The sequence below is a fragment of the Arthrobacter sp. Y3221159 genome (assembly GCF_059089885.1).
Genome location: NZ_JBNHFC010000001.1, coordinates 331966 through 355657 on the forward strand (window position 1 = coordinate 331966; position 23692 = coordinate 355657).

The 23692-nt window shown below is 68.1% G+C and carries 22 protein-coding genes; 14 read left to right on the forward strand and 8 right to left on the reverse strand.

What is annotated here, in order from left to right:
* Positions 1 to 13 precede the first annotated feature (13 nt).
* Together mgrA and AC5RT3_RS01595 are read left to right on the forward strand one after the other, a co-directional pair.
* Positions 14 to 1057: an L-glyceraldehyde 3-phosphate reductase gene (mgrA, locus tag AC5RT3_RS01590; RefSeq protein WP_494050957.1), complete on the forward strand. Its 1044-nt coding sequence runs from the start codon at positions 14 to 16 to the stop codon at positions 1055 to 1057.
* Between the two features lie 149 nt (positions 1058 to 1206).
* Positions 1207 to 2292, forward strand: coding sequence for an inositol-3-phosphate synthase (locus tag AC5RT3_RS01595; protein WP_494008887.1), 1086 nt, complete (start codon positions 1207 to 1209; stop codon positions 2290 to 2292).
* Positions 2293 to 2367: 75 nt separating this feature from the next.
* Here the strand turns inward: AC5RT3_RS01595 and AC5RT3_RS01600 are convergent, their stop codons facing one another.
* The 4 genes from AC5RT3_RS01600 to AC5RT3_RS01615 form a co-directional block, all read right to left on the reverse strand.
* Positions 2368 to 3285, reverse strand: a complete 918-nt coding sequence (locus tag AC5RT3_RS01600) for a DUF559 domain-containing protein (protein ID WP_494123342.1) — start codon at positions 3283 to 3285, stop codon at positions 2368 to 2370.
* A 128-nt stretch (positions 3286 to 3413) separates the two neighbouring features.
* Positions 3414 to 5090 (reverse strand): formate--tetrahydrofolate ligase, encoded by a 1677-nt coding sequence (locus tag AC5RT3_RS01605; protein WP_494050955.1) that lies wholly within the window; start codon positions 5088 to 5090, stop codon positions 3414 to 3416.
* 75 nt (positions 5091 to 5165) lie between these two features.
* Entirely contained in the window at positions 5166 to 6431 is a 1266-nt protein-coding gene (mshA, locus tag AC5RT3_RS01610) for a D-inositol-3-phosphate glycosyltransferase (protein WP_494050954.1), read from the reverse strand.
* A 97-nt stretch (positions 6432 to 6528) separates the two neighbouring features.
* Positions 6529 to 7935 (reverse strand): family 4 glycosyl hydrolase, encoded by a 1407-nt coding sequence (locus tag AC5RT3_RS01615; protein ID WP_494123343.1) that lies wholly within the window; start codon positions 7933 to 7935, stop codon positions 6529 to 6531.
* Positions 7936 to 8028: 93 nt separating this feature from the next.
* On the opposite strand from AC5RT3_RS01615, the gene AC5RT3_RS01620 reads away from it, so the two are divergent.
* The 6 genes from AC5RT3_RS01620 to tsaD all read left to right on the forward strand — a co-directional run bounded on the left by AC5RT3_RS01620 (position 8029) and on the right by tsaD (position 13291).
* On the forward strand, positions 8029 to 9120 hold the full coding sequence (locus AC5RT3_RS01620; RefSeq protein ID WP_494008882.1) for a carbohydrate kinase family protein: 1092 nt from the start codon (positions 8029 to 8031) through the stop codon (positions 9118 to 9120).
* Positions 9121 to 9230: 110 nt separating this feature from the next.
* Entirely contained in the window at positions 9231 to 10466 is a 1236-nt protein-coding gene (alr, locus tag AC5RT3_RS01625) for an alanine racemase (protein WP_494123344.1), read from the forward strand.
* Entirely contained in the window at positions 10463 to 11047 is a 585-nt protein-coding gene (gene tsaE / locus AC5RT3_RS01630; protein ID WP_494123345.1) for a tRNA (adenosine(37)-N6)-threonylcarbamoyltransferase complex ATPase subunit type 1 TsaE, read from the forward strand. The genes alr and tsaE overlap by 4 nt, the downstream gene beginning before the upstream one ends.
* Complete coding sequence (gene tsaB / locus AC5RT3_RS01635; protein ID WP_494050950.1) at positions 11047 to 11718, forward strand: tRNA (adenosine(37)-N6)-threonylcarbamoyltransferase complex dimerization subunit type 1 TsaB; 672 nt, start codon at positions 11047 to 11049, stop codon at positions 11716 to 11718. Before tsaE ends, tsaB begins: the two co-directional genes overlap by 1 nt.
* Before the next feature lie 29 nt (positions 11719 to 11747).
* Positions 11748 to 12206, forward strand: a complete 459-nt coding sequence (gene rimI, locus AC5RT3_RS01640) for a ribosomal protein S18-alanine N-acetyltransferase (protein ID WP_494123391.1) — start codon at positions 11748 to 11750, stop codon at positions 12204 to 12206.
* Positions 12203 to 13291: a tRNA (adenosine(37)-N6)-threonylcarbamoyltransferase complex transferase subunit TsaD gene (tsaD, locus tag AC5RT3_RS01645; RefSeq protein WP_494123346.1), complete on the forward strand. Its 1089-nt coding sequence runs from the start codon at positions 12203 to 12205 to the stop codon at positions 13289 to 13291. The genes rimI and tsaD overlap by 4 nt, the downstream gene beginning before the upstream one ends.
* Before the next feature lie 107 nt (positions 13292 to 13398).
* On the opposite strand, the gene AC5RT3_RS01650 is transcribed toward tsaD, so the two are convergent.
* Positions 13399 to 14550, reverse strand: a complete 1152-nt coding sequence (locus AC5RT3_RS01650; RefSeq protein ID WP_494123347.1) for a glutamate--cysteine ligase — start codon at positions 14548 to 14550, stop codon at positions 13399 to 13401.
* A 387-nt stretch (positions 14551 to 14937) separates the two neighbouring features.
* Here AC5RT3_RS01650 and AC5RT3_RS01655 point away from each other — a divergent pair, with 387 nt between their 5' ends.
* Both AC5RT3_RS01655 and AC5RT3_RS01660 read left to right on the forward strand, forming a co-directional pair.
* Positions 14938 to 16374 carry a glycoside hydrolase family 3 N-terminal domain-containing protein gene (locus AC5RT3_RS01655; protein WP_494123392.1) on the forward strand — a complete coding sequence of 479 codons (1437 nt, stop codon included), beginning with the start codon at positions 14938 to 14940 and terminating at the stop codon, positions 16372 to 16374.
* Positions 16375 to 16391: 17 nt separating this feature from the next.
* Positions 16392 to 17210 (forward strand): shikimate 5-dehydrogenase, encoded by an 819-nt coding sequence (locus tag AC5RT3_RS01660; protein ID WP_494050947.1) that lies wholly within the window; start codon positions 16392 to 16394, stop codon positions 17208 to 17210.
* A 10-nt stretch (positions 17211 to 17220) separates the two neighbouring features.
* Here the strand turns inward: AC5RT3_RS01660 and AC5RT3_RS01665 are convergent, their stop codons facing one another.
* Complete coding sequence (locus tag AC5RT3_RS01665) at positions 17221 to 18462, reverse strand: THUMP-like domain-containing protein (RefSeq protein WP_494050946.1); 1242 nt, start codon at positions 18460 to 18462, stop codon at positions 17221 to 17223.
* A 53-nt stretch (positions 18463 to 18515) separates the two neighbouring features.
* Here AC5RT3_RS01665 and AC5RT3_RS01670 point away from each other — a divergent pair, with 53 nt between their 5' ends.
* Entirely contained in the window at positions 18516 to 18896 is a 381-nt protein-coding gene (locus AC5RT3_RS01670; RefSeq protein ID WP_494050945.1) for a hypothetical protein, read from the forward strand.
* Here AC5RT3_RS01670 and AC5RT3_RS01675 read toward each other — a convergent pair.
* Positions 18836 to 19768: a DMT family transporter gene (locus AC5RT3_RS01675; RefSeq protein WP_494050944.1), complete on the reverse strand. Its 933-nt coding sequence runs from the start codon at positions 19766 to 19768 to the stop codon at positions 18836 to 18838. The genes AC5RT3_RS01670 and AC5RT3_RS01675 overlap by 61 nt on opposite strands.
* Positions 19769 to 19978: 210 nt before the next feature.
* Here AC5RT3_RS01675 and groES point away from each other — a divergent pair, with 210 nt between their 5' ends.
* Both groES and groL read left to right on the forward strand, forming a co-directional pair.
* Positions 19979 to 20272, forward strand: a complete 294-nt coding sequence (gene groES / locus AC5RT3_RS01680; protein WP_377992281.1) for a co-chaperone GroES — start codon at positions 19979 to 19981, stop codon at positions 20270 to 20272.
* A gap of 77 nt (positions 20273 to 20349) precedes the next feature.
* Entirely contained in the window at positions 20350 to 21960 is a 1611-nt protein-coding gene (gene groL, locus AC5RT3_RS01685) for a chaperonin GroEL (protein WP_494050943.1), read from the forward strand.
* A gap of 85 nt (positions 21961 to 22045) precedes the next feature.
* On the opposite strand, the gene AC5RT3_RS01690 is transcribed toward groL, so the two are convergent.
* Positions 22046 to 22648, reverse strand: a complete 603-nt coding sequence (locus AC5RT3_RS01690; RefSeq protein WP_494050942.1) for a dihydrofolate reductase family protein — start codon at positions 22646 to 22648, stop codon at positions 22046 to 22048.
* A 96-nt stretch (positions 22649 to 22744) separates the two neighbouring features.
* Between AC5RT3_RS01690 and AC5RT3_RS01695 the strand changes: the two genes are divergently transcribed.
* Positions 22745 to 23692 carry an alpha/beta hydrolase gene (locus AC5RT3_RS01695; protein WP_494050941.1) on the forward strand — a complete coding sequence of 316 codons (948 nt, stop codon included), beginning with the start codon at positions 22745 to 22747 and terminating at the stop codon, positions 23690 to 23692.

Sequence of the window (23692 nt, forward strand, 5' to 3'; positions counted from 1 at the left end):
CAGGATGGAACGTATGACTTTTTCTGCAGCGGGGGACCGCTACGATTCCATGCCCTACCGCCGCGTCGGTCGCAGCGGCCTGAAGCTTCCGGCAATCTCGCTGGGCCTGTGGCACAACTTCGGCGACGACAAGCGCTTTGATGAACAGCGCGCCATCCTCCGCCGCGCGTTCGACCTCGGCGTGAACCACTTCGACCTCGCCAACAACTACGGTCCGCCGGACGGCTCGGCGGAGACCAACTTCGGCCGGCACCTGCAGGACGACTTCAAGCCCTACCGTGACGAGCTGGTCATCTCCACCAAGGCTGGGTACTACATGTGGCCCGGGCCCTACGGAGAGTGGGGTTCCCGCAAGTACCTCATCTCCAGCCTGGACCAGTCCCTGCAGCGGATGGGCCTGGACTACGTGGACATCTTCTACAGTCACCGGCCCGATCCGGAGACCCCGCTGGAGGAAACCATGGGGGCCCTGGACTACGCCGTCCGCTCCGGCAAGGCCCTTTACGCTGGCATCTCCTCCTACACCCCGGAGCAGACCGTCGAGGCCGCCCGGATCCTTAAGGAATTGGGTACGCCGCTGCTGATCCACCAGCCCAGCTACTCCATGCTCAACCGCTGGACCGAGGACGGTTCGCCTAACCTGTACGAGGTCCTCGACCAGGTGGGCGCCGGGTCCATCGCGTTTTCGCCCCTGGCCCAGGGCATGTTGACCAACCGGTACCTCAACGGCATTCCCGCCGACTCCCGCGCTGCGAAAGCCCGTTTCCTGTCCGAGGACGCCATCACGGACGAGAAGCTGGACCGGATCCGCGGGCTCCACGCCATCGCCGAGGGCCGCGGACAGTCCCTGGCGCAGATGGCGATCGCCTGGATCCTGCGCGACCAGCCCAAGGGCTCCCCGGTGACGTCCGCGCTGATCGGCGCTTCCAGCGTCCGCCAGCTGGAAGACTCGCTGGCCGCCATCGACAACCTGGACTTCACGTCCGATGAACTGACGGCCATCGACGAATTCGCCGTCGAATCCGACATCAATCTCTGGAAGCAGCCTGTTTCCTGATTGTTAAAGCGCGGGACCGGGAACAATGCCCCGTCCCGCGCTGTTGGGTAGTATGAAAAGGCGCCGCGCGGCGCCGTACCAGCCGGCCGCCGTCGCAATCCTCCCCGACGCACCCCGGCCGGCTGACGTTTTGTCCTCAAAGGAGTTCCGTGTCTTCACATCCGATCCGTGTTGCCATCGTCGGCGTAGGCAACTGCGCCGCTTCGCTGGTCCAGGGCGTCCAGTACTACAAGGATGCCGACCCCAACAGCACCATCCCGGGCCTGATGCACGTTGAGTTCGGCCAGTACCACGTGGGTGATGTTGAATTCGTCGCCGCGTTCGACGTCGACGGCAAGAAGGTCGGGCACGACCTGGCCGACGCCATCCTGGCCAGCGAAAACAACACCATCAAGATCGCCGACGTGCCGCCCACCGGCGTGACCGTCCAGCGCGGCCATACCCTGGACGGGCTAGGCAGGTACTACCTCGAGACCATCGAGGAGTCCACCGAAGAACCCGTTGACGTGGTCCAGGCCCTCAAGGACGCCAAGGTTGACGTTATGGTCTGCTACCTTCCCGTCGGTTCCCAGGATGCTGCCGAGTTCTACGCCCAGGCTGCCATTGACGCCGGCGTTGCCTTCGTCAACGCCCTGCCCGTCTTCATCGCCGGCACCAAGGAGTGGGCCGACAAGTTCACCGCAGCCGGTGTGCCGATCGTTGGTGACGACATCAAGAGCCAGATCGGCGCCACCATCACGCACCGCGTCATGGCCAAGCTGTTCGAGGACCGCGGCGTCACCCTGGACCGCACGTACCAGCTGAACGTCGGCGGCAACATGGACTTCAAGAACATGCTGGAACGCGACCGCCTGGAGTCCAAGAAGATCTCCAAGACCCAGGCCGTCACGTCCAACGTCGAGGCAGAGCTGGCAGCGAAGGACGTCCACATCGGCCCGTCCGACTACGTCCAGTGGCTCGACGACCGCAAGTGGGCGTTCGTCCGCCTCGAGGGCCGCAACTTCGGTGACGCCCCCGTCTCGCTGGAGTACAAGCTGGAGGTCTGGGACTCGCCCAACTCCGCCGGCGTGATCATCGACGCCATCCGCGCCGCCAAGATCGGCCTGGACCGCGGCGTCGGCGGCCCGCTGCTGTCCGCCTCGAGCTACTTCATGAAGTCCCCGCCGGAGCAGTTCAACGACGACCTCGCCCGCGAAAAGGTGGAAGCCTTCATCCGCGGCGACCTGGAGCGCTAACCCCCCTCCGTTGCTCTATCACTTTTGGTCCCTTTAACCCCGGTTTGGGGACCAAAAATGATAGAGCAACGCTGTTTAAGGCTCGCGGAGGGCGGCGCGGACCTGTCCTACGGCACGGCGGAATTTGTGGGCCAGGTCGTCGGCATTGAACTTGAAGTACTTCCACCCGGCTGAGTGAAAAGATGCATCCCGCCGATTGTCGCGTGACTGCTGTTCCCGTGTCAGGTGATGGCCGCCGTCGTACTGTATGGCAACGCGTTGTCGGCGGTAACCCATATCGGCGGCAGGTGAATAGGGGTCATCCTGCACGATACGCATCTGCAATTCGGGCTCGGGCAGTCCCGCCTCCGTCAGAGCCAGCCGCAAAAACGTCTCGGGGGCCGAGTCCGCGCCAGCGCGAATAAGGTGGACGGCGGCGCGTGCCTTGACGATGCCCTGCAGCTTCGGGTGCCGGGTCAACATCCGCTGCAGCTCCGGAAGACTGGACCAAGGCTCCGCCCGTACTTCGAATCCGGGCCGCGGCTGGCGAACCAATTGGTCACCGACAGCAACAAGATCCTCAAGTGGAACAAGCCGGGCCAGGTCAAGCCACGTTCGCGCTGGAGTGGAAATCCGAATGCCCTCCCAGAACACCACCTCGTCCGCGAAAGCAAGGACGGTATGGCCCACCACGCCTTCACGGCGCACTGGTGGCAGTGCTCTGGGCTTGCTCAGGTGCAGCTCACGGCAGTCCTGAAACCAGGCAGGAAGCCACAAGCCGAAAAGGACAGCTGCGGTGAGGTGGGAAATCCAGGCACCGGGGGTCGCAGCCGACAGGGCCCGCGCCATGGCAGGCAACTCAAACTCCCAGCCCGACGGCATATACAGCAGACGTCCACCGGATGCGAGATCCGATGAGCGGAGCCTCGCTGGGCTCAGGCTTGCCGCACGTGCCTCGCGGACAGTGAAGGGAGCTGACTTGAGGTGAACGGGTAACGGTTGTACGGGGCGCATGCGAAACATTCTTACCCGGAGCGGCCAACCCCCGCAGAACTTATCCACACCCCCTGTTGCTCTATCAGTTGTGGTCCCCAAACCCCTGCTTTAAGGACCACAACTGATAGAGCAACGGGGGGGAGGGGTTAGGTGAGGCCGACCGGGTTGCCGGCGTCGTCCACGTCCATGCGCAGGGCCGCAGGGACGGCGGGGAGGCCCGGCATGGTCATCACCGCGCCCGTGAGCGCCACAATAAACCCCGCGCCGGTCTTGGGCAGCAGGTCCCGCACGTGGATGGTGAAACCCTTGGGGGCGCCGAGCCGGGAGGCGTCGTCCGTGAAGGAGTACTGGGTCTTGGCCATGCACACCGGCAGCCCGGACCAGCCGTTCCGCCCGATGTCGGCCAGCCGCTTCAGCGCCGGCACGGAAAAGTCCACGCCGTCAGCCCCGTAAATCTCCTGCGCAATGGTCCGGATCTTGTCCTCCACAGACAGCTCCAGCGGGTACAGGTGCCGGAAACTGTTCGGCGCCGCCACCACTTCCGCCACCTTGGCTGCAAGCTCGTCCCCGCCGTCCCCTCCGCCGCCGCGCCCCCACACATCCGCCACCGCAGCATGCACTCCCTCCGCCGCGCACCATGACAGCAGCCAGTCCAGTTCCTCCTGTGAATCGAGGCCGAATTTGTTGATGGCCACAACGGGAGTAACGCCGAACTTCTCCACGTTCCGCAGATGCCGGCGCAGGTTGGGCACCCCGGCTTCGAGCGCTGCGAGGTCCGGGCGGGTCAGCTGGTCCTTGGCCATCCCGCCCTGCATCTTCAGGGCCCGCACCGTGGCCACTACCACGACGGCGGAAGGCGCCAGGCCGCCAGTGCGGGCCTTGATGTCCATGAACTTCTCCGCGCCAAGGTCGGCGCCGAAGCCGGCCTCGGTCACCACGATGTCCGCCAGCCGCCGTGCCGTCTGGGTGGCGATCAGAGAGTTGCAGCCGTGGGCGATGTTGGCGAACGGGCCGCCGTGGACCAGGGCGGGGGTGCCGGCGATGGTCTGCACCAGGTTGGGCTTAACGGCCTCCTTCAGGAGTAACGTGAGTACACCCTGCACGCCGAGATCGGCCACGGTCACCGGAGAGCGGTCGAAGGTGTAGCCGAACGTGATCCGGCCCAGGCGCTCGCGGAGGTCGGCGAGGTCCGCGGCCAGGCAGAAGACGGCCATGATTTCGGACGCCACGGTGATGTCGAAACCGTCCTGCCGGGGAACCCCCTGGGAGGGCCCGCCGAGTCCGATCACCACTTCCCGCAGAGCCCGGTCGTTCATGTCCAGGACCCGCTTGAAGGTCATGCGCCGGGGATCGATGTTCAAGGCGTTGCCCTGGAAGATGTGGTTGTCCACCAGCGCCATCAGGGCATTGTTGGCCGAGGTGATCGCGTGGAAGTCGCCGGTGAAGTGGAGGTTGATCTCGTCCATGGGCAGGACCTGGGACAGCCCGCCGCCGGTGGCACCGCCCTTCATGCCCAGGACGGGGCCCAACGACGGCTCGCGGAGGGCGATCATCACCTTGTGCCCGGCCCGGGCCAACGAGTCGGCCAGGCCAACGGTGGTGGTGGATTTCCCTTCACCCGCGGGCGTGGGGGACATGGCCGAGACCAGCACCACCTTCCCCGCCGGCGGCGGGGCGTCCAGCCGGGCGGGGTCGATCTTCGCCTTGAACCGGCCGTAGAGCTCCACCGCATCGGCGTTGATCCCCGCGGCGGCGGCGATCTCCGGAATCGGCCGGATCCGCGCGGCCCGGGCTATCTCAAGGTCGGAGGGGAAGCGAGACATCGTCGTCCTTTCCTGTGCGTCACAGGTAACGTACCCCGGGAACGCCGGCCCAAGCCCCGGCCGCGCCGGGGTCCCTCAGGATGCCGGAACGGCCGGCACCAGCCGGTGCCCCACATGATGCTCGACGGCGGCGTGGTAGCTTTCGAGCGTGATGGCGGCGGTGCGGGACCAGCCGGAGTTCTGGGCACGGATGGCGGCGGCCCGCCCCATGTCCTCCCTGGTGGCGGGGTCGTCGTACAGGGCTTCCAGGGCGTCGGCCCAATCCGCGGCGTGGTGCCCGTCAACGAGCAGCCCGGTGCGGCCATGGAAGATCGCCCGTGAAAGCCCGCCCACCCGGGTGGCCACCACCGGCGTGCCGCAGGCCTGGGCTTCCAGCGCCACCAGTCCGAAGGATTCGCTGAAGGATGGCATCACCACAACGTCCGCCGCGCGGAACCATTCCGCAAGCTCCGCTGCCTTGACTGGCGGAAGCTGGGTGACGACGTCGTCTATTCCGGCCTCGGAAATCCACCGGCGCAGGTTGAACTCCTTGTTGCCGCTCAGCGATCCCAGGATGGTGAGCCGCAGGTCGATGTCCGGGCGCCGGCGCCGCAGCAGGGCGGCAGCATCGACCAGTACATGGGGGCCTTTTAGCCGCTGGATACGGCCGGCAAACAGCAGATGGAACGTGCGGGGAGCGACGCCCCGGTTGGCCCGGGAACGGGCACGGAATGCCGGGGTGAAGGTGCCCAGGTCCACGCCAGGCGGGGCGATATCGATCCGGTCGTACGTGGCGCCGTAGTGGGACACCAGTTCGGCGGCCTCTGAACTGGTGTTCGCGATCAGCCGCGCCGCGCCGTCCACAATCCGGTGCTCGCCCAGCTCACGCCGCCGCGGCTCGGGCTGCTCGCCGGACTCCAGCAGCAGGTTCTTCACCTTGGCCATGGTGTGCATGGTGTGGACCAGCGGAACGCCCCACAGCTCGGACAACTCCAGGCCCGCGATCCCGGACACCCAGTAGTGGGAGTGGATGACGTCGTACCGTCCGTGCGGCTGCCGGCGTCGGATCTGTTCGATCTCGGCCACCATGCTGTGCAGGAGCCCGGGAAGTTCCTCCTTGGGGATCTTCCGGGGCGGCCCGGCCAGGACGTTGTGCACGCAGACACCGGGATCGGGATGCTCGACGGCGGGCTGGCCGGCGGAGGTGGCGCGGGTAAAGATCTCCACTTCAACGCCCGCTTCGGCGAGGGCGGAGGCAAGTTCACGGATATAGACGTTCATGCCGCCGGCGTCACCGGACCCCGGCTGCTCCATGGGGGAGGTGTGGAGGGAGAGTAAAGCGACCCTGCGGATCAATGCCACGGGACCTCCTTCCGGCCGCCGGCTCGTACTGTGCGCGCCGGATCAGTGGGCGTTCGATAAAACACTACTCCTTACCCTTAACGCCCGCCGTTGTGTGTCAGCCGCCGCCCCCGCCCCACAACTTCCGCAGCTCCGGAAAGGCGTGTTCGTAGCCGGTGAGCAGGTCCGCAGCCAGGTGCGGCGAATCGACCAGGGGATGCCGGGTAAACGCCGCCAGGGCCGCGTCCCGGTTGCCCTCCGTTGCCGCCTGGACCGTGAGCCGTTCCACCTCCTTGACCCGGCGGAGCAGCTCCAGCTGCTCTTTTTCCGGTTGCGCCTGCGGCAGCGGCTGCGCGCCGTCGGGAGTCACCGTGCAGGGAAGTTCGACGACGGCGTCCGCCGGCAGCCCGGGAATGGCGGCCCGGGCAGCGGGTGCTTCAGCCGCGGCACCCCTGGACGCGGCGGGCAGGGAGTTGCGCGTGTTCAGGATCAGCTGGGTGTCCCCGGCCCCGGACAGGGCGCGCATGGCGGCCAGCGCAACCCGCTCATAGCCGCCGCCGGCCAGGTCACCTTCGTCCCGCTGTTCGCCGCTGGCCCGGGCCTCAGCCAGGTAACCCTCCTCGCGGGAACGGCGCGCCTCTTCCCACAGCCGGTAAGCGTCAGCACCGGCGGCAGCGAGCCGCGGATACAGCTCCTGCTGCTGCCGGTGGATGGACTCCCCGCGCGTGCTGGGCATGGCCCGCATCGCCTGCCGCGCGGCGTCCAGCCGGTAATAGTAGTAGAGGTACTCGTTGGGAAGCGCGCCCAGCCCGGCCAAGAAGGGCTGTGGAAAAAGCCTGCCCTCCTCGAAGGACTGCAGCGCCTGTGGATCAGCGAGCAGGTTCGGCAGGACGTCGCGGCCGCCGGACTCCAGCCGGTACAGCCAGCCCAGGTGGTTCAGCCCGTAGTAGCCCACGCCGTCGAGCCGGCCGTCCGGCAGCGCCACGCCCGCAGCCCGCGCCGCCCGCTGCACCAGGCCGCCCGCCGAATCGCAGATGCCGATAACACTGGAACCGAGCACCGGAACCAGGGCCTCGGTGACCATGCCGGCCGGGTTGGTGAAATTGACCAGCCAGGCATCCGGGCTGTGCTCCTGCATCTGCCGGGCCAGTTGGAGCATGTGCGGAATGGTCCGCAGAGCGTAGGAAATACCGCCGGCGCCCGTAGTCTCCTGCCCCAGCAGCCCGAGGTCCTGGGCCACCTTCTCATCAGCGACCCGGCCCGCGGTGCCGCCCGGCCGGACGGCCGCAAACACCAACTGCGTGCCGGCCAGCGCGTCCGGAAGCGACGCAGTGGCACGGACCGGAGGGGCTGCACCCGGGCCGGCGGGCATGCTGCGCAGGACGGCGGTGACGGCGGCCAGGCGGGAGGGGTCGACGTCGTACAGCACCAGGTCGGTAACCAGCCCGGCGAAACGGCCGGAAGCCAGCGCCCGGTAGATCAGCGGCACCCGGAAACCGCCGCCGCCGGCAATGAGGAGCCGCATACCCAGCAGTCTAGGCCTGCGCCCTCCCGCAGAACCGCACAAAGCGGGGGCATGTACTTCCGGATGTCGGTGGCAGGGCGTATCGTGCCGGGCATGGACGCCATCCCTGCCCGCCCCTTCGACCCCCTGGCTGCGGTCCGCTCGCCCGACGAGCCGGGGTTCGACGTCCTCCTGGCGGGGACCGTCTTCCAGGACATCATCTTCACCGGGCTGCCCCACGGCCCGGAACCGGGCACCGAAATCTGGAGCGACGGCATGGGCAGCTGCCCCGGCGGCGTCGCCAACCAGGCCATCGCCGCGGCCCGCCTGGGGCTCCGGACAGGCCTCGCGGCGGCGTTCGGTGACGACGGCTACGGGGACTTCAACTGGAAGATCCTCTCCAGCCAGGAACATGTGGACCTCAGCCTGTCCAGGCGCGTCCCCGGCTGGCACTCGCCGGTGACGGTCTCGCTGTGCGTGGAGAAGGACCGGTCCATGGTGACGCACGGCCACGCCGCCCCGGTGACGTCCTCCGAACTGATCGGCACCCCGCCGCCCGCGCTCGCCGGAATCGCGGAGGTGGGGGTGGAGGTGGAGCCCTGGGCCAAGGCGGCGCACCAGGCGGGAGTCAAGCTGTTCGGCGACGTCGGCTGGGACCCCACCGGGGAGTGGGCGCCGGTCCGACTGGAGAACCTGCAGTATTTCCACGCGTTCCTGCCCAACCAGCGCGAGGCCATGGCCTTCACCGGCAAGGACGATCCGTGGACGGCGCTGTATGCACTGGCTGACCGGGTTCCGGTTGCCGTGGTGACGCTCGGCCCGCAGGGTGCCATGGCGGTGGATTCGGAAACCGGGGAGGAGGAGTGGGTGCCCGCCCTGCCCGTCAAGGCCTTCGATCCCACCGGCGCAGGTGACTGTTTCGACGCCGCGTTCATTGTGGGCAGCCTGGCCGGCTGGCCACTGGGGAACAGGCTGCGGTTCGCGAACCTGTGCGCCTCGCTCGCGGTGCAGGAAGTGGGCGGCTCGCTCGCCGCCCCGGGCTGGGGCGACATCGCCGACTGGTGGAAGCGCGCCAACGCGCGGCCCGAGCGGCAAATGAGCCAGTGGCTTCGCCGTTTCGGGTTCCTCGCGGAGATCATCCAGGACGTCCCGCTCGCCGCCCAGCGGAGGGCCTCGGCCACCATCGCCCACCTCTCGGACGCTTAGCCCCCGACGGCGGCGAACCGGCAGGCCCCCGGCGCCCCAACCGGTTCCGGGAAACCCGCCCGCACCGCCGTGATTATTCGGCCGGAACCGCCCGCACTAGAATCACTAAGGTGACATACCCCGCAACAACCGGTGAATTCAGCGGTGCCCCCGGCCGGGACCCGCGCCACGAGCGGTCCGCCGTGATCGACCTGGACGCCGTCCGGCACAACGTCCGCCGGCTCGCAGCCGCCGCCTCCCCGGCGAAGGTCATGGCAGTCGTGAAAGCCGATGCGTACGGACATGGCGCCGTTCCCGTGGCCCGCGCAGCCATCGAAGCGGGTGCCTCCTGGCTGGGCGTGGCCCACATCTCGGAGGCCCTGGCTCTGCGGGCCGCCGGTATTGAGGCCCCGCTGCTCGCCTGGCTGCACACGGTGGACAGCAACTTCGGCGCTGCGGTGGCCGCCGGCGTCGATATCGGGTGCTCCGGCTGGGAACTGGACCGCATTGTGGCGGCCGCCCGGGAGCAGGAACGCCCGGCCCGGGTGCACCTGAAAGTCGATACCGGCCTGGGCCGCAACGGCGCCACGCTCGAGACCTGGGACCAGCTGGTGGGCGAGGCCATGGAATACCAGGACCAGGGCCTGCTGCGGGTGGTGGGCATCTTCTCCCACCTGGCCGTGGCCGATGAACCGGACCGGCCCGAAACGGACCAGCAGCTGGCGGCATTCCGCGAGGCCCTGGCTGTTGCCGAGGACGCCGGGGTGGACCCCGAGGTCCGCCACCTGGCCAACACCCCCGCCACGCTTTCCCGGCCGGACACCCACTTCGACCTGGTCCGCGCCGGCCTGGGCATTTACGGGCTCTCACCCTTCGACGGCCAGACTTCCGCGGAATTCGGGCTGCGGCCGGCCATGACATTCCGGACCCTGGTGTCCCAGTGCAAGGAAGTGCCGGACGGACAGGGCGTCTCCTACGGCCTCCGCTACCACACCACCGGCCGCAGTACCCTGGCCCTGATCCCCGTGGGCTACGCCGACGGCATCCCCCGCATCGCCACCGGCGGCCCCGTCCGCGTGGCCGGCCGGACCTATCCCGTGGTGGGCAGGATCGCCATGGACCAGATGGTGATCGACCTTGGGGATACGGGTCCCGCCGGTGCCGCGCTGCTGGGTGCGGAAGCCGAACTGTTCGGCAGCGGCGACGACGGCGGTCCCACTGCCGATGACTGGGCCCGCGCCGCCGGGACCATCAACTATGAGATCGTGACCCGGATCAGCCCCCGGGTTCCGCGCCGCTTCATCAACGAACAGGACACGTCCGGGGGCCGGCACGCGGCCGCCCTGCAGACCGGGGGAGCCGCGTGACCGCCGTCGAACAGGCCACACTGCCCAACTGGGAAAAGACCTTCACCGCGGCGACGGCGGACCAGACCCATGCGCTCGGCGCCCGGCTTGCCGGGCAACTGGAGGCCGGGGACCTGCTGGTGCTCTCCGGCGAGCTGGGTGCCGGCAAGACCACCTTCACGCAGGGCCTGGGGGAGGGGCTGGGCGTCCGCGCCGGCATCATCTCGCCCACATTCGTCCTGGTCCGCATCCACCCCAACCTGCCCGAAGGCCCACGGCCCGGCGGCCCGGACCTGGTCCACGTGGACGCCTACCGCCTCGGCTCCGCCGCGGAGATCGACGACATCGACCTGGAAAACACCATGGATTCGTCCGTGACGGTGGTGGAGTGGGGCCACGACCGGGTGGAGCACCTGAGCGAAAGCCGGCTGGAAATCGTCCTGCACCGCGCTATCGGGCTGGCCGCCCCCAGGCCCTCCGCCGCGGGGGACCTCGACTTCGACACCGACGACACGGACGAGCCGCGCACCATCGTCATGCGCGGATACGGCCCGCGCTGGCCGGCCCCGCCCGGGCTGGGCACCGCCGAAGGGAACAACTGATGCTGATCCTTGCGATCGATACCTCCGCCGTGGCCAGCGCCGCGCTCGTCTCCGATGACGCGCTGGAGGGCGTGGTGGCCAGCTTCTCCACGGAGGACACCCGCAGCCACGCTGAGGTGCTGGCGCCGGGGATCGAGGACATGCTTGCCACGGCCGGCGTCACCGGGCAGGACATCGACGCCCTGGTGGTGGGTGTGGGGCCCGGTCCTTTCACCGGCCTCAGGTCCGGAATCGCGACAGCACGCACCCTCGCCTTCGTCTGGGGCAAACCGCTGCACGGGCTGATGAGCCTGGACGCCGTGGCCCTGGAGGTGGCGGAATCCACGGCGGCCCCGGCCGAATTCCTGGTGGTGACGGACGCCCGCCGCAAGGAGGTCTACTGGGCCCGCTACACCCTGGCTGAAGGGCAGTTGCCCCGGCTCGACGACGGGCCGCACGTGAACTTCGCCGCGGACCTGCCGGACCTGCCGGCATTTGGGGCGGGAGCGGGTCTCTATGCAGGCACCCTGCAGGCGGACCCGGACTTCGCGCAGGAACAGCCCGACGCCCTGTACCTGGGCCAGTTCGCGCTGGCCCGTCTGGCCGCCGGCAACGGCCTCCTGGACTCCACGCCGCTGTACCTCCGCGAGTCTGATGCGCAGGTCCCCGGACCCAGGAAGAGGGCCCTGTGAACGAAGCCTCAAGCGTCACCGTGCGCGACATGACCCTCGACGACGTGCCGGCCGTGAATGCCCTGGAACAGCAGCTCTTCCCCGTGGATGCGTGGCCGCTGCAGATGTTCCTCGACGAACTGGCCCAGCCGGAGACCCGGCGGTATTTCGTGGCCGAAAGCGAAGAGGGCATCGTGGGCTACGCCGGGCTTATGTGCATTAAACCCATCGCGGACGTCCAGACCATCGCCGTCGTTCCCGGCTATGAGGGACGGGGCATCGGCAGCACGCTGCTGACCGGCCTCATTGACGAGGCACGCCGCCGGAACGCGGCGGACGTCCTCCTGGAGGTGCGGGCCGATAACCCCCGCGCGCAGCGGCTGTACCTGCGCTTCGGATTCGAGCAGATCCACATCCGCCCGCGCTATTACCGCGACGGCGTCGACGCCCTGATAATGCGGCTCCAGCTCACCGGCGACGCGGAAACACACGAAGGAAACCAGCCATGAACCGCACCCAGCCACTGGTCCTGGGCATTGAGTCGTCCTGCGACGAGACCGGCGTCGGCGTGGTCCGGGGGACCACCCTCCTGACCAACACCGTGTCCTCGTCGATGGACGAGCACGTCCGCTTCGGCGGCGTCATCCCCGAAATCGCCTCGCGGGCGCACCTGGACGCCTTCGTTCCGACGCTGGAGCAGGCGTTGTCCGACGCCGGGGTCACCCTGGACGAGGTGGACGCCATCGCAGTCACCTCCGGACCCGGACTCGCCGGCGCCCTGATGGTGGGGGTCTGCGCCGCCAAAGCCCTGGCCGTGGCCACCGGCAAACCGCTGTATGCCATCAACCACCTGGTGGCGCACGTGGGCGTGGGGCTGCTGGACGGCAAAGACGGCGAGGCGCCGCAGCTGCCGGAAAACCTCGGCGCGCTGCTGGTGTCCGGCGGGCACACGGAGATCCTGAGAATCAACAGCATTACCGATGACGTGGTCCTGCTGGGCTCCACCATCGACGACGCCGCGGGGGAGGCCTACGACAAGGTGGCCCGCATCCTGGGCCTGGGCTACCCCGGCGGCCCGGTCATCGACAAGGTGGCCCGCACCGGCAACCCCAAGGCGATCCGTTTTCCCCGTGGCCTCAGCCAGCCCAAGTACATGGGCACCGCCGAAGAGCCGGGCCCGCACCGCTACGACTGGTCCTTCAGCGGATTGAAGACCGCCGTGGCCCGCTGCGTTGAGCAGTTCGAAGCCCGCGGCGAGGAGATCCCGGTGGCGGACATCGCCGCCGCGTTCCAGGAAGCCGTGGTAGACATCATTTCGTCCAAGGCCGTGCTGGCCTGCCGGGAACACGGCATCAAGGACGTCCTGCTGGGCGGCGGGGTGGCGGCAAACTCACGGCTCCGGGAGCTGACCGGCCAGCGCTGTGCCTCGGCCGGCATCAGGCTCTACGTGCCGCCGCTGGATCTCTGCACGGACAACGGAGCCATGGTGGCCGCCCTCGGCGCGCAGCTGGTGATGGCAGGCATTGCCCCCAGCGGAATCGGCTTCGCCCCGGACTCGTCCCTGCCGGTGACTTCGGTGTCCCTCCCGGCCTGACCGCGGTTGGCCCGGCGAACCGTCGCGGGGCACTTTGGCGGCGTCGCCGTCGGAAATCACGACGACGGCCGGCGTGTCCGTGCCGAAGTGCCGCGTTTCGGGGCGGGTCAGGCGGTGGGGCCGTTCCGCATCTGCTTGACCAGGTCCAGGACCACGGCCTGGAGGTCCCCGCCGTGTTCGGCTGCCACCCTGCGCTGGCGCTGGTAGCCGGCCCCGCGGCGGATGATCTTTTCAACGTCCGCCAGTTCGTCGGAGCAGCGCAGCTTCGCGGCCACCGGTTCCAGCCGGTTCAGCGTTTCCAGCAGGTGGTCGGTCACCAGCTGCTCCTTGCCGGCGCCGTCCAGGATGATGATGGCGTCCATGCCGTAGCGGGCGGCCCGCCACTTGTTCTCCTGGACGTGCCACGGCGGCATGGTGGGAAGGCTGCCGCCGTTGTCCAGGATGGTGGAAAATTCGTCCACGAGGCACTGGGTGAGGGCGGCGATGGCGCCCACTTCCTCCAGGGTTGCCAGGCCGTCGCAGATGCGCATTTCGATGGTGCCCAGGTTCGGCACGGGACGGATGTCCCAGCGGATCTCGGAAAGGGTGTCGATCACGCCCGTGGTGAACATGTCCTGGACGTAGGACTCGTATTCCGCCCAGGACGGGAACTGGAACGGCAGGCCGGCGGTGGGCAGCTGCTGGAACATCAGGGCACGCTGGGACGCATAGCCGGTGTCCTCGCCGCCCCAGAACGGGCTGGAAGCGGACAGCGCCTGGAAGTGCGGGAAGTAGTTGACCAGCCCGTCCAAGACCGGCAGGGCTTTATCGCGCCGGTCCAGCCCCACGTGCACATGCACGCCGTAAATCACCATCTGCCGGCCCCACCACTGGGTGCGATCAATCAGCTTGGCGTAGCGGGCTTTGTCCGTCACCGGCTGCAGCTGCGGCGGGCTGAACGGGTGGCTGCCGGCGCAGAACAGTTCCACGCCCATGGGGTCGGTGATCTCCCGGACGGCCGCCAGGGATCGGCTCAGGTCCTGTTTTGCCTCCGCGGCCGTCTCGCAGATTCCGGTGACGAGTTCCACCGTATTCAGCAGCAGTTCCTGCTTGATGTGCGGGTGCTCGTCGTCCTCGTTCAGTTCGGGATGGCGGTCCACCACACCGCGCAGCACCTCATTGGCCACGGATGCGAGCTCACCGGTTTTGCCGTCCACCAGCGCGAGTTCCCATTCGACACCGAGGGTTGACTGCCTCGATGAAGCGAAGTCGATCTTCACGCGTTTCCTTACTGTCCTGTTGCGGCTGGCGGGCGCCGCTCACGGGCTGCTGCCGGCAGGCGAACGGGTGTTTCAAGTCTATAGCTCAGGGGTAGCATCATTATGATGTCCCCGTTCCAGCACCTGCGTGACAGTCCACACAAAACTTTCCCCCTCCTAGCAGCATTATCCGCCGTTGCATTGGCCTCCTGCACCGCCGCGCCCGGCCCCGTCCCGTCGTCGACGCCGTCCCCCGCGGCGCCGTCCGCCACCGTGTCACCGTCGGCGTCAGCGAGCCCGACGGCGGCGCCCGCCTCGGCGTCCCCCGCACCCGACCCCGGTTCCCGGCCCCTGGGCTGGGGCCCGGAACAGCGCGACCAGGACGCCGCCGCCGCGGCCGTGGCAGGCATGACGCCGGAGGAGAAGGCGGGCCAGGTGCTGATGCCCTTCTTCCAGGGCTTCAATGTGGAGGCGCACGCGGCCACCGTGGAACGGCTGCACCTGGCGGGGTCCATCGTCATGGGTGACAACGTTCCCCGCGACCCGCAGGGGAAGGTTGACCTTGCCCGCATGGGCGCCATCAACCAGCGGCTCGCCCAGGCCGCCGTGGCGGACGGCAACCCCTGGCCCGGGATGATCGGGGTGGACCAGGAAGGGGGCCTGGTAGCCCGCCTCGGCCCGCCGCTGACAGAGTGGCCCGCGCCCATGAGCTACGGCGCGGCAGGCAGCGAAGCGTTGACCAGGGAGGCGGGGCAGGGCCTGGCCGGCGAGCTGGTGCCGCTGGGCTTCAACGTTGACTTCGCCCCGGACACGGACGTCACCATGGGCCCGAAGGACCCCACCATCGGGGCGCGGTCCATGTCCGCCGACCCTGCCGCGGCCGCGGTGCACGGGGTGGCGTTCTCGCAGGGCATGCTGGCCGCTGGTGTTCTGCCCACGGTGAAGCACTTCCCCGGGCATGGTTCCGTCACCGCCGATTCCCACCACCACCTGCCGGTCCAGCCCGCAGGCGTGGAGGAACTCCGCGGCAGGGACTGGAAGCCCTTCCAGGCCGCCATCGCCGCCGGAACTCCGATGGTGATGACCGCGCACATTGCCGTGCCCGCGCTGGAACCCGGCGTCCCGGCGTCGCTCTCTGCTCCCACCTATGCCGCCCTGCGCGGACTGGGATTCAAGGGTGTGGCGGTGACGGACGCCCTGAACATGGGCGCAGTGACCAAGCAGTACCCCGGCGGAACCGCCGCGGTAATGGCGCTCGCAGCGGGTGCCGACCTGCTGCTGATGCCCGCCGACGTCGCCCAGGCCCATGCCGCCATCGTTGCGGCGGTGAAATCAGGAACGCTCCCCGCTGAACGGCTGGACGAGGCCGCCCGGCGGGTGGCCACGATGATGGTCTGGCAGGGACGGAGAGGCCCTGCAGCAGGGACGCCGGCCGGCAGCGCGGCACCAGTCTCCGCCCGGGTCTCGGCCTCGGCCGTCACGGTGGTCTCCGGGCCCTGCAGCGGACCGCTGGTTCCGGGGGCTGTCCGGGTGGCAGGCGGCGGGCCGGGGGACCGGCAACGCTTCGAGGCCGCCGCCACCCGGGCAGGCCTTAGCCTGGGATCGGGGCCGGTGGTGAACCTCATCGGACACGGCGGGCGGCCCGCCGGAGGAGACATCGAGGTGGCGCTGGACGTCCCATGGACGCTGCAGGCCTCCCCGGCGCCGGTCCGGCTGGCGCTCTACGGCCGCAGCGATGCCGCGTTCGACGCTCTCGCCGCCGTGCTGGCAGGAAAGGCGCCGGCGCCCGGAAAGCTGCCTGCCGCCGTCGGGAACATACCGGCCGGAACGGGCTGCCCCGCCTGAGCGCGTTTAATGGTCAGGTGCCCATTCTGAATAAAGACATGACTCTCTGCATCTCGCTCTCGGCCCGTCCCAGCAACAACGGGACCAGGTTCCACAACCACCTGTATGACCAGCTCGAGCTCAACTGGATCTACAAGGCGTTCGCCCCCACCAACCTGGAACAGGCCATCGCCGGGGTCCGCGGGCTGGCCATCCGTGGCTGCGCCATCTCCATGCCGTACAAGGAGGACGTCATCGCCCTCGTTGACGAGATGGACCCCTCCGCCAAGGCCATCGACTCGGTTAACACCATCGTGAACACGGACGGCCACCTCAAGGCCTACAACACCGACTACACGGCCATCGAACAGCTGCTCGCCAGCAATTCGGTACCCACCGGCTACTCGGTCTTGGTCCAGGGCGCCGGCGGCATGGCCAAGGCCACCGCGGCGGCACTCCGGGACGCCGGCTTCAAGGACGTCACGGTGATTGCGCGGAACGAGGCCGCCGGACGCGCGCTCGCCGCCCAGTACGGCTTCCAATGGCGGGCAGCGCTCGACGGCGGCACCGCGGACCTGATCATCAACGTCACCCCGCTGGGGATGGCCGGCGGGGCGGACGCGGAAACGGTGGCGTTCCCTGCCGAGGCCATCAACGCCGCCAGGATTGTCTTCGATGTGGTGGCGCTGCCCGCGGAGACCCCGCTGATCCGGGCGGCCCGCGCCGCGGGCAAGCCGGTGATCACCGGTGCGGAGGTGGCCACCATCCAGGCGCTGGAACAGTTCGTGCTCTACACGGGCGTGCGGCCCACCCCTGAGCAGGTGCGGGCCGCCGAGGAGTTCATGCGCGCCCAGTAGCACCTGGTGCTCAGGTGCCGGCTGCCATCGGCTCCACCACGATGGCCACCCGGTCCTCCCCGATGCGGGTCAGGACCAGGGTGGCTGTCTTCCCGGCGCCCTTCTTGCCGGCATTCTTGCCGCCGGGCAGCAGCTGCTTCCGCAGTTCCTCCGGGGTGACGGCGGTGCCGCGCTTCTTGATGTCCAGCACCGTGATGCGTTCCTGCTTAACCCAGGCCTTGAGCGCCTTGACGTTGTAGGGCATGACATCCAGCACTTTGTAGGCACGCGCGAACGGGGTGTCTGCAAGTGCGGGGGAGCAGATGTAGGCGATGTGCTCGTCCACCAGGTGGCCCCCGAGCTCCTTTGCGACGTCGGCCACGAGTCCCGCCCGGATGACGGCGCCGTCCGGTTCGTAGAGGTAGCCCGCCACCGGACCCACCGGCGCCGCGGGCCCGGCTCCGAACTCATCGGCGCTGGCAAGCTCGGCTGCTCCGTTTGGCCCCAGCACCAGGGCTGAGCGGCGGACGCCGGCGCGGCGCACGGCGTTGAACCACAGGGCCACCTCGGTGACGTCCCCGTTCACGGACACCCATTGGGCTTCACAGCCTTCGGGCACGGAATCATGCGGCATCCCCGGCCCCATCTTCACCCCCACGGCCTTTCCGGATGCCGCGAGGGACTCCACGAAGGACAGCGGCGGCGAAAAGGCTTCGGGATCCCAGATGCGCGTGGTGCCGGAGCTGGAGGTGACCCTGCGGGCGGGGTCCAGCCACACGCCGTCGATGCCATCCAGCGGGACCGCGGTGGCGTCCGCGTGGACCACGGTGGCGTTCGGGAAGGGGATAAGGTTCACGGTGGCGCAGGCGGCAGTTGTCTCGTCCTTTTCCACCGCGGTGACGGTGAGGTCCAGGGAAGCCAGCGCAAGGGAGTCGGCGCCGAGCCCGCAGCCCAGGTCTGCGACGTGGCTGACGCCCGCTTCGGCGAAGCGCTGCGCGTGGCGGGCTGCAACGCTCAGGCGGGTGGCCTGCTCCAGCCCGGCCTGGGTGAACAGCATCTGGCGGGCAAACTCGCCGAACTTGGCCTCGGCCCTGGTGCGGAGCCGTGACTGCGTGAGGGCAGCGGACACGAGTTCGGGGGAGTGTCCGGCCTTGCGCAGCGCGGAATTCAACCCGAACGACGCGTCATCACGGTAGGGTCCAAGGGAGGCCAGCAGTTCCCAGCCTTCCGGGGTGAGCAGCGGCGCGATCTGGTCCTGGGGAGCGTTGGGCATGCGTTCCAGCCTAGTGGAGGAGCGTCCTGCGGGATGCCGATAGGGTTGAAACCATGGAAGACAGCGCAGGCCCCCAGCAGTCCGGAGAACAGCAGCCCACGGACCGGGGTCCTGCCAAGTACGCCCGCCCGGCGCTGATCGCGGCGGCCGTGGTGGCGGTGGTGTGCCTGGCGCTGCTGGTGATCATTTTCTTCCTGGACACGTTCAACGCCACCGTCTATTCGGTGGGCGGCAACAGCATCGAGGACGATACCCAGGAGGCCCGGGATATCCGCGGGCTGTACGCCGGGGCACGGACCGGAAGCATTGTGTTCCTGGTCGCCTCCCTGCTGGCCGCGGCCGCCGCAGCCGCTGTGCTGTACCGCAGCAGGAATCAGGGGACGCGGGATTCCGACGGCGGCGAGGACGTTGACTTCGATGATCTGGGCCGCTGAGGCTGCTGCCCAGCGCTGGTGAGCAGTACGCCTGATATCACCAGGATGCCGCCCATAACCTGCGCGATGGTGATGGGCTGGCCCAGCAGCACCGTGATGATAGCGGTAAAGACGGCGATCAGGTTCAGGTAGTTGCCCGCGTTCGCGGCCGTGGTCCGTTTCAGGGCCAGGTTCCACAGCAGGTAGGAGCCCAGGGACGGGAACACCGCGATAAACGCCAGCGACCAGCTTTCGGCGGGTGTGGACGGCAGCCCGGCGCCGCTCACCACCGCCACGGGGGCGAGGACCACGGCTGCCAGGGCAACCTGCACCGCAGTGGCCGTGATGGCCGGCAGGGACAGCCTGCGGGCGATGATGGTGTAGAAGCCCCATACCGTGATGGCGGCCAGGATCAGCAGTTCACCGGCATTGATGGAGAACGTGACCAGCCGCTGCAGGTCACCGCCGGTAAGCACCAGGAGGACCCCGGCCAGGCCCAGGCCGATGCCCAGCCAGCTCACGGGGCGGGGCCGGTCCCGAAGGAGGACGACGGCGAGCACCATGATCAGCGCCGGGTTGGCGGCAGTGACCAGGGAGGCGTTCAGGGCCGAGGTGTGCTGCAGCGCGCTGTACAGCAGCAGCGTATAGCCGCTCATCCCCAGCACGCTTAGCAGCAGCAGGACCGGCCAGCGGCGCAGCACCGCCTTCCAGTCCGGCCTGTCGACGACGTGTGCCAGGAGGAGCAGCGGCGCGGCGGCCAGGGCCCAGCGCCAGAACGTCAGCTGGAGCGGGTCCATGGTCTTCATGGCCGACTGGCCCACCACGAAGTTTCCGGCCCAGAACAGGTTCGCAAGGATCAGGTACACGGCAGCTCGCACCGCTTCAATGTACATGGCACGTGTGTCCGCCGAGGACGAAACGCTGGCACTCGCCTTGACCGAGTGCTAACGCGGACATAGAGTCTTCATTAGCACTCTCCCTAGGAGGGTGCTAACACATGAAGAGCTGCCACCAGGCTGCTGCCGGCACCGCGACGACGGTTGCCAGCCAGGGCGGAAAGCTTTCCAAGTCCACGAATTTGCTGACGAAAAGGAGAGGTCCGAGTGTCGGTCTCTATTAAGCCTCTTGAGGATCGTATTGTTGTCCGCCCGCTCGAAGCCGAGCAGACCACGGCTTCCGGCCTGGTTATCCCGGACTCCGCACAGGAGAAGCCCCAGGAAGGCGAAGTTGTTGCAGTAGGCCCCGGCCGCTTCGAAGACGGCAGCCGCGTACCGGTCGACGTAGCCGTGGGCGACGTCGTGATCTACTCCAAGTACGGTGGAACCGAAGTCAAGACCGGCGGCACCGAGTACCTCGTGCTGTCCGCCCGCGACGTCCTGGCGATCGTCGTAAAGTAACTTCCCGGATCCCCGTGCCGCTGGTCATGCCTTCTGCTGGCCAGCTGCGCGGGGTTCTGTCTTGAAAGGACAAAACCATGGCAAAGCAGCTTGCGTTTAACGACGCTGCCCGCCGGTCTCTTGAAGCCGGCATCGATAAGCTCGCCAACACCGTCAAGGTAACGCTCGGCCCCCGCGGCCGCAACGTTGTCCTGGACAAGAAGTGGGGCGCGCCCACCATCACAAACGACGGCGTCACCATCGCCCGCGAAGTGGAACTGGACGACCCGTACGAGAACCTTGGTGCCCAGCTGGCCAAGGAAGTTGCCACCAAGACCAACGACGTAGCAGGCGACGGCACCACCACCGCAACGGTCCTGGCCCAGGCACTGGTCAAGGAAGGCCTGCGCAACGTAGCTGCCGGCGCTGCTCCCGGCCAGATCAAGCGCGGCATCGAGGTTTCGGTTGAAGCCGTCGCCGCACGGCTGCTGGAGAACGCCCGCCCCGTCGAGGGCACCCAGGTCGCTAACGTGGCTGCCATCTCGGCACAGAGCGAAGAAATCGGCGAGCTCCTGGCCGAGGCCTTCGGCAAGGTGGGCAAGGATGGTGTAATCACCATCGAGGAATCCTCCACCACCCAGACCGAACTGGTCCTCACCGAGGGCATGCAGTTCGACAAGGGCTACCTGTCCCCGTACTTCATCACGGACGCGGACCGCCAGGAAGCAGTCCTCGAGGACGCCCTCATCCTGATCAACCAGGGCAAGATCTCCTCGCTGCAGGAATTCCTGCCGCTCCTGGAGAAGGCGCTGCAGGCGTCCAAGCCGCTGTTCATCATCGCCGAGGATGTCGACGGCGAGGCCCTGTCCACGCTGATCGTCAACCGCATCCGCGGAACCCTGAACGTCGTTGCCGTCAAGGCTCCCGGCTTCGGTGACCGCCGCAAGGCCATGCTGCAGGACATTGCCACCCTCACCGGTGCACAGGTTGTCTCCCCGGAGCTGGGCCTGAGCCTGGACACCGTTGGCCTGGAGGTGCTGGGTACTGCCCGCCGCATCACGGTCACCAAGGACAACACCACCATCGTGGACGGCGCAGGCTCTGCCGAGGACGTGTCCGCACGCGTCGCGCAGCTGCGTGCCGAGCTGGCCCGCACCGACTCCGACTGGGACCGCGAAAAGCTCCAGGAACGCCTGGCCAAGCTGGCCGGCGGCATCGGCGTCATCAAGGTTGGTGCTGCCACCGAGGTTGAGCTGAAGGAAAAGAAGCACCGCATCGAAGATGCCGTGTCCTCCACCCGCGCTGCCCTCGAAGAAGGCATCGTGGCCGGTGGCGGTTCCGCCCTGATCCACGCCCTCAAGGCACTGGATGAGGACCCCGCCGTCAAGGCGCTGGAAGGCGACGCCGCCGCTGCGGTGGGCATTGTCCGCCGCGCACTGGTGCAGCCGCTGCGCTGGATCGCCCAGAACGCCGGCTTCGACGGCTACGTCATCACCGCCAAGGTCGCCGAGCTCGAAACCAACAACGGCTTCAACGCCAAGTCGGGCGAATACGAGGACCTGATCGCTGCCGGTGTCATCGATCCCGTCAAGGTCACCCGTGCCGCCCTGCGCAACGCAGCCTCCATCGCAGCCCTGGTTCTCACCACTGAGACCCTGGTTGCGGAGAAGCCCGCTGAAGAAGACCAGCACGCAGGCCACAGCCACTAACCTGCCGTTGGCAGGAAACTGTGCGAACAAGAAACCGGTCCGGCATCCGCCGGGCCGGTTTTTGCATCTTCGGGTACGGCTGGAATTAAGTTCCCGGCATGTCCTGCGTCTCCACCCCGCCGGCACGCTCATAAACCAGCCGCACCGCTCCTTTTGGAAAGGACCGTGCCGGTTCGGCGAGGCGGAAGGTGGCCGGAATGATCCCGGCGTCGAAGAGCCGCTTCCCCTGACCCAGGGTGAGCGGATACAGCCAGATGCTAAGGCGGTCGAGCACTTCCGCCTGCAGCAGGGAGCGGATGAGGGCCCCGCTGCCGAACATGTGCACCTCCCCGTACTCCTCGCGGAGCCTGCCCGCGGCCGCGGCATCCGGCAGCACCGTGGTGCCTGCCCAGCCGGGGTGGGCCAGCGATCCGGAGACCACGAACTTGGGCACCCGGTTCAGGGTGGCGCCGATGTCGCCTGACTGGTGCGGCCAGTACGCAGCAAAGATGTCATAGGTCTTCCGGCCCAGCAGGAGGGCGTCCATGCGGCCGATCCCGGCCTCGATGTCGGCTTCGGACTCGTCATCGGACACCGGCAACTGCCAGCCGCCGAAGGCGAAACCGGCCTCGGTATCCTCCTCGCGTCCGCCGGGCGCCTGGTAGACGCCGTCGAGGGTCATGAACAGGTTCGCGACGATGATGCCCATCCGCCCATTGTGGAACTCCGTCCGGACCCTGTCCAGAGACCGGCCTGCCTGCTGCAGGCTAGACTGCTCACGGCTGCTGAAGCAGGAAGGGGACCCATGGCGTCGGACCCGCACACCGTAAGTGCCATGGCGGACTACGGGGGTTTCCTGCCTTCCACCAGGAGGGATTCCCTTGCCGAGCCGGTGGCGGACTGGTGGCCCTGGAAGAACCACCGCATCCACATGCTTCGGCTGCGCGACGCCACTGCCCCGGTCCGGCTACTTGTGGTCCATGGGGCCGGAGCACACGCTTCCGCACTATGGCCCGTGGCGTCGCAGCTGGCGGGGTGCGGGATCGACATTGCCGCCGTCGATATGCCCCTGTACGGCTGGACGGTGACGGCATCGCGGGGATCAGTGACCTACGGGGATTGGATAAGCCTTTTGGCGGACCTCCTTGCAGCCGAAGATGACGGCCGTCCGGTGGTCCTCCTTGGGGCCAGCATCGGCGGCCTGCTGGCGGTGGAAGCAGGGGCGCGTGCCCGTGGAGTTGCCGCCGTCATCGCCACATGCCTGCTCGACCCGTTGGATAAGCAGGCCCGTGCCGCTATGACAAGGTTCGGTAAGGCCGCCCTGCCTTTTTTGCCATTGCTCAGGGGAGTCCGCGGTCCCTTCTCTAGGATTCCGGTCAAAGTATCCTGGGTGGCTAATCTCAGGCGCATGGGCCGCGATCCCGGCCTGGGCCAGCTGTGCTCGACGGATCGGCGCGGGGGAGCCGCCTGGGTTCCACTTGGGTTCCTCGCAAGTTTCATGCACCACCCGCACCGGGAAGCCCGCAGGGTTTCCCTCCCGGTGCACCTTATGCACCCGGAACTTGATGACTGGACGCCGGGGGTCCTGAGTGAGAGCACCCTGAGGACCTTGCCTGGGCCTGCCACCAGCCGGACGTTGGGCGGCTGCGGCCACTTCCCGCTGGAAGAGCCGGGCCTGCAGGATCTCCTGGACGGCATCAAGGAGGTGGCAGCTGCCGCCTCAGCTCCTCTGACGCCCCGCGTGGAAGACTAA

Excerpts from the sequence above, each read along its gene's own strand:
- mgrA (WP_494050957.1), top strand. The coding sequence starts at position 14 with ATGACTTTTTCTGCAGCGGGGGACCGCTACGATTCCATGCCCTACCGC.
- AC5RT3_RS01600 (WP_494123342.1), bottom strand. The coding sequence starts at position 3,285 with ATGCGCCCCGTACAACCGTTACCCGTTCACCTCAAGTCAGCTCCCTTC.
- AC5RT3_RS01605 (WP_494050955.1), bottom strand. The coding sequence starts at position 5,090 with ATGTCTCGCTTCCCCTCCGACCTTGAGATAGCCCGGGCCGCGCGGATC.
- AC5RT3_RS01615 (WP_494123343.1), bottom strand. The coding sequence starts at position 7,935 with ATGCGGCTCCTCATTGCCGGCGGCGGCGGTTTCCGGGTGCCGCTGATC.
- AC5RT3_RS01620 (WP_494008882.1), top strand. The coding sequence starts at position 8,029 with ATGGACGCCATCCCTGCCCGCCCCTTCGACCCCCTGGCTGCGGTCCGC.
- tsaB (WP_494050950.1), top strand. The coding sequence starts at position 11,047 with ATGCTGATCCTTGCGATCGATACCTCCGCCGTGGCCAGCGCCGCGCTC.
- rimI (WP_494123391.1), top strand. The coding sequence starts at position 11,748 with ATGACCCTCGACGACGTGCCGGCCGTGAATGCCCTGGAACAGCAGCTC.
- tsaD (WP_494123346.1), top strand. The coding sequence starts at position 12,203 with ATGAACCGCACCCAGCCACTGGTCCTGGGCATTGAGTCGTCCTGCGAC.
- AC5RT3_RS01655 (WP_494123392.1), top strand. The coding sequence starts at position 14,938 with ATGACGCCGGAGGAGAAGGCGGGCCAGGTGCTGATGCCCTTCTTCCAG.
- AC5RT3_RS01665 (WP_494050946.1), bottom strand. The coding sequence starts at position 18,462 with ATGCCCAACGCTCCCCAGGACCAGATCGCGCCGCTGCTCACCCCGGAA.
- AC5RT3_RS01670 (WP_494050945.1), top strand. The coding sequence starts at position 18,516 with ATGGAAGACAGCGCAGGCCCCCAGCAGTCCGGAGAACAGCAGCCCACG.
- AC5RT3_RS01675 (WP_494050944.1), bottom strand. The coding sequence starts at position 19,768 with ATGTACATTGAAGCGGTGCGAGCTGCCGTGTACCTGATCCTTGCGAAC.
- groL (WP_494050943.1), top strand. The coding sequence starts at position 20,350 with ATGGCAAAGCAGCTTGCGTTTAACGACGCTGCCCGCCGGTCTCTTGAA.
- AC5RT3_RS01690 (WP_494050942.1), bottom strand. The coding sequence starts at position 22,648 with ATGGGCATCATCGTCGCGAACCTGTTCATGACCCTCGACGGCGTCTAC.
- AC5RT3_RS01695 (WP_494050941.1), top strand. The coding sequence starts at position 22,745 with ATGGCGTCGGACCCGCACACCGTAAGTGCCATGGCGGACTACGGGGGT.